Origin of the sequence: Streptomyces sp. NPDC001530 (assembly GCF_042894545.1) — a bacterium.
In the GTDB taxonomy this organism is placed as follows: Bacteria; Actinomycetota; Actinomycetes; order Streptomycetales; family Streptomycetaceae; genus Streptomyces.
On record NZ_JBIAVS010000067.1, the window covers coordinates 1 to 4,436 of the forward strand.

Genomic DNA, 4,436 nt, shown 5'->3' on the forward strand with positions numbered 1-4,436 from the left:
CGAACGTCACCGGAGAGTTGGCGCAGGAGCTGGGTTCGCCCGAGTACTGGGTGCGGCATGTCCGTGAGGCTGTGCGGTTCGCGGACGGTATTCGCACCCTCGTCGACCGGGGCGTGAGCACCTTCATCGAACTGGGTCCGGACGCGGCGCTTTCCCCCATGGGCGCCGAGTGCCTGGGCGACGACGAGGACGTGGCCTTCGCGTCCCTGCTGCGCCGCGGCCGGGACGAGGAACGGGAACTCCTCTCGGCCGTCGCCCTGGCCTACACCCGTGGTACGGCGGTGGACTGGTCGGCGTTCTACGACGGTCTCGGCCCCCGGCGCGTCACGCTGCCGACCTACGCCTTCCAGCGCCGCCGCTACTGGATGTCACTCGACGAAGAGGAAGGCACCCCGGCGGCCGTCGGCACGCACGGTGGCGATCCGGCAGACGCGGCCTTCTGGGAAGCGGTCGAGAGCGAGGACGGGGCGGCGCTCGCCGAGCGGCTCGGCGTCGACGAGCCCGCCCTCGAGGGAGTGCTGCCCGCTCTGTCGGCATGGCGCCGCAAGCAGCGCGAGCACTCCGTCATCGACTCCTGGCGCTACCGACTGGGCTGGCAGTTGCTCCCGGACCCGGCCACCACGCCGCTGAGCGGCCCCTGGCTGGTGGTGGTACCGGCTCACCACGGCGACTCGCCGCTGATCTCGTCCGTCTTGAAGGGCCTCGCCGCCCGCGGGGTGGAGACCTCACTCATCGAGGTCGACCACGAGGACCGCCACAGGCTCACCGAGACACTGAGGGAGCGGACGGCCGTACGCCCCCCGGCCGGTGTCCTCTCGCTGCTCGCGCTCGACAACCGCCCCCACCCGCGCCACCCCGCGTTGTCCCGCGGTGGCGCCGGCACCGTGACGCTCGTCCAGGCACTGACCGACGCCGCGGTCACCGCGCGGCTGTGGTGCCTGACCTCGGGCGCCGTCGCCGTCGACGCCCCCGGGGAACTCACCGACCCCTTCCAGACCGCGCTGTGGGGCCTGGGCACCAGCCTGGCCCTCGACACCCCCGACACCTGGGGCGGCGTGGTCGATCTGCTCCCGGACGCCGATGAACGGGCCGTGCAGCGACTCTGCGATGTCCTCGCCGCGACCCACGGCGAGGACCATCTGGCCGTCCGGACCGGCGGAGTTCACGGCCGTCGCATGTTCCGTGCCCCCGCCGACGCGGGTACGGCGTCCGGGCGGGGCACCGCGCAAAGCCGCTGGAGCCCCCGTGGGACGACCCTGATCACCGGCGGCACCGGCGGACTGGGCGCCCATGTGGCCAGGATGCTGGCGACCGAGGGCGCCGAGCACCTGGTGCTCACCAGCCGCCGCGGCCGCGCGGCGGACGGCGTCGAGCAACTGGCCGAGGAACTGAGTGCCCTCGGTAGCCGGGTGACCGTAGAAGCCTGCGACGTCGCCGACCGGGAAGCACTGCGCCGACTGCTCGACTCGCTCCCCGCCGAACAGCCACTGACCGCGGTCGTGCACGCGGCCGGGGTGCCGCAGCGCCTCGCGCAACTGTCGGAGCTCACGCTGGAGGAGTTCGCGGAGGTCGGCCACGCCAAGATCACCGGTGCCGTGAACCTCGACGAACTGCTGGCCGACACCCCCCTCGACGCCTTCGTCGTCTTCTCCTCCGGCGCCGCCGTCTGGGGCAGCTTCGGGCAGAGCGCCTACGGCAGCGCCAGTGCCTTCCTGGACGGTCTCGCCGTCCGGCGCCGGGCGCGTGGCCGGGCGGCGACGTCGATCGCCTGGGGCACCTGGGACAGCGGCATGGTCGACGCCGAACTGCGCGAGATCGTCCAGCGCATCGGAGTACCCGCCATGGCGCCGGAACGGGCGGTCACCGCACTGCGGCAGATCCTCGGGGAGGGCGAGGAGCATCTCGTCGTGGCCGAGTTCGACTGGTCCAGGTTCGCACCCACCTATACGCTGTCGCGCCCGCGGCCCCTGCTCGACGGCCTGCCCGAGGTGCGCACCCTCCTGGAAGGCGAGGACGACACCGAGTCGTCCGGCGGCTCGGCGCTCGCGCAGCGGCTGGCCAAGATGCCGGAGGCCGAACAGCGCCGGACCCTGCTCACCCTCGTCCGCACCCACGCCGCCGACCTGCTGGGCTACGACAGTCCGACGGACCTGCAGCCCACGCGTGCCTTCGACGACCTCGGATTCGACTCCGTCGCGGCGGTCGACCTGCGCACCCGGCTCTCCAAGGCAACGGGCAGGAAACTGCCCACCAGCATGATCTTCGACTACGCGAGCCCGGTGGCGCTCGCCGACTATCTGCGCTCGGAACTCTGCCCGGACGACGGCGACGGGGTCCTGCCCGCACTCGCCGAACTGGACCGCCTGGAAGAAGCGGTCTCGGCACTCGGCGCGGAGGAGATCGAGAGCAGCAGGATCACCGGCCGGCTTCAGACACTGCTGGCCAAGCTCAACGAGACCCTCGGCAGCACCGACGGCTCGGACGTGGAGAACAAGCTCGAATCCGCCTCGGCGGACGACGTCTTCGACTTCATCGACAAGGAACTCGGCCTCGCCTGACGCGCCCGGCTGAGCGCGCACACGGCTTTCGGACCAAGGGACGCGTGGGACAGACATGCAGAACGACCAGAAGCTCCTGGACTACCTCAAGCGGGTCACGGCGGACCTGCACCAGACCCGCCGTCGGCTCCAGGAGGTCGAGAGCGAGGAACAGGAGCCCCTCGCGATCGTGGCGATGAGCTGCCGCTACCCGGGAGGGGTGTCCTCTCCGGAGGACCTGTGGCAACTCGTCGCCGAAGGCGGCGACGCCATCTCGGAACTGCCGACCGACCGCGGCTGGAACCTCGAACGACTGCATGCCGACACCCCGGACCAGGCCGGCTCCAGCTATGTCCACCAGGGCGGATTCGTCCGTGACGTCGGCGACTTCGACGCGGACTTCTTCGGCATCAGCCCGAAGGAGGCACTGGCCACCGACCCACAGCAGCGGCTGATGCTCGAGGTGTGCTGGGAGGCCATCGAGCGGGCCGGCATCGACCCGCACTCCCTGCGCGGCTCCGATGTCGGCGTGTTCGCCGGTTCGGGCATCCAGGAGTACGAGTATCTGCTGGACGCGGTGCCCGAGATCGCCGAGGCCTACATGACCACGGCCAACTCGGGAGCCGTGATCTCCGGCCGGGTCGCCTACACCCTCGGTCTCGAGGGGCCCGCGCTGACCGTGGACACGGCGTGCTCGTCCTCGCTGGTCGCGCTCCACCTGGCCGCGCAGGCGCTGCGGTCGGGCGAGTGCTCGATGGCACTGGCCGGCGGCGTCATGGTGATGGCGACACCGTCCGCGTTCATCGCCTTCAGCCGCCAGCGCGGACTCGCGACCGACGGCCGCTGCAAGGCCTTCGCCGAGTCCGCGGACGGCACGGGCTGGTCCGAGGGCGTCGGCGTGCTGCTCCTGGAGCGGCTGTCGGACGCCCGCAAGAACGGCCACCCCGTCCTTGCCGTGGTGCGCGGCAGCGCGATCAACCAGGACGGCGCGAGCAACGGCCTGACCGCGCCGAACGGCCCCTCGCAGCAGCGCGTCATTCGCCAGGCACTCGCCGACTCCGGGCTGTCCCCCGCCCAGGTGGACGTCGTCGAGGGGCACGGTACGGGAACGACGCTGGGCGATCCGATCGAGGCACAGGCGCTGCTGGCGACGTACGGCAAGGCCCGGGCGGAGGACCGACCGCTGTGGCTCGGCTCCCTGAAGTCCAACATCGGCCACGCCCAAGCCGCTTCCGGCGTCGGCGGCATCATCAAGATGGTGCAGGCCATCCAGCATGGTGTGCTGCCCAAGACCCTGCACGTCGACGAGCCGTCCACGCACGTCGACTGGTCGGCCGGCCATGTCCGCCTCCTCACCGAGGCCCAGCCGTGGCCCGAAACCGGAAACCCGCGCCGAGCGGGCGTCTCCTCCTTCGGCCTCAGCGGTACGAACGCCCACGTCATCGTGGAACAGGCTCCGGAAGCCGAGCTCGCGGAGCCCACGGAGCCCACAGAGCCCACGGAGTCCCCCCGCTCCGAGTCCGCGGCCCGATCCACGGGGACAGCTCTGCCCTGGCTCGTCTCCGGGCGCAGCGCCGAGGCCCTGAAGGCCCAGGCCGACCGTCTCCTCCACCACCTCACCGAGCACGACGACATCTCCGCGCTCGACTTCACCTACTCCCTGGCCACGAGCCGCTCGGCACTGGACCACCGCGCCGTGATCCGGGCCGCGGACCACGAGACCGCGCTGAGCGCACTCCGCGCGATCGCCGCGGGCGAGAAGCACGCCGATGTGGTCCGTGGCACGGCCACGGATGGCCTGACGGCGTTCTTGTTCACGGGTCAGGGGGCTCAGCGGTTGGGGATGGGGCGGGAGTTGTATGCCGTGTTCCCGGTGTTCGCCGAGGCCTTTGATGCGGT

General features: G+C 71.5%; 2 protein-coding genes. Both read left to right on the top strand.

Annotated features, from left to right (window positions below; genetic code table 11):
- Positions 1 to 2,558 (top strand): SDR family NAD(P)-dependent oxidoreductase (locus tag ACFY0T_RS50190; protein ID WP_388885942.1); only part of this gene is annotated, 2,558 nt, incomplete at its 5' end.
- 55 nt (positions 2,559 to 2,613) lie between these two features.
- The coding region (locus tag ACFY0T_RS50195; RefSeq protein WP_388885944.1) for a type I polyketide synthase at positions 2,614 to 4,436 on the top strand (1,823 nt) is incomplete at its 3' end.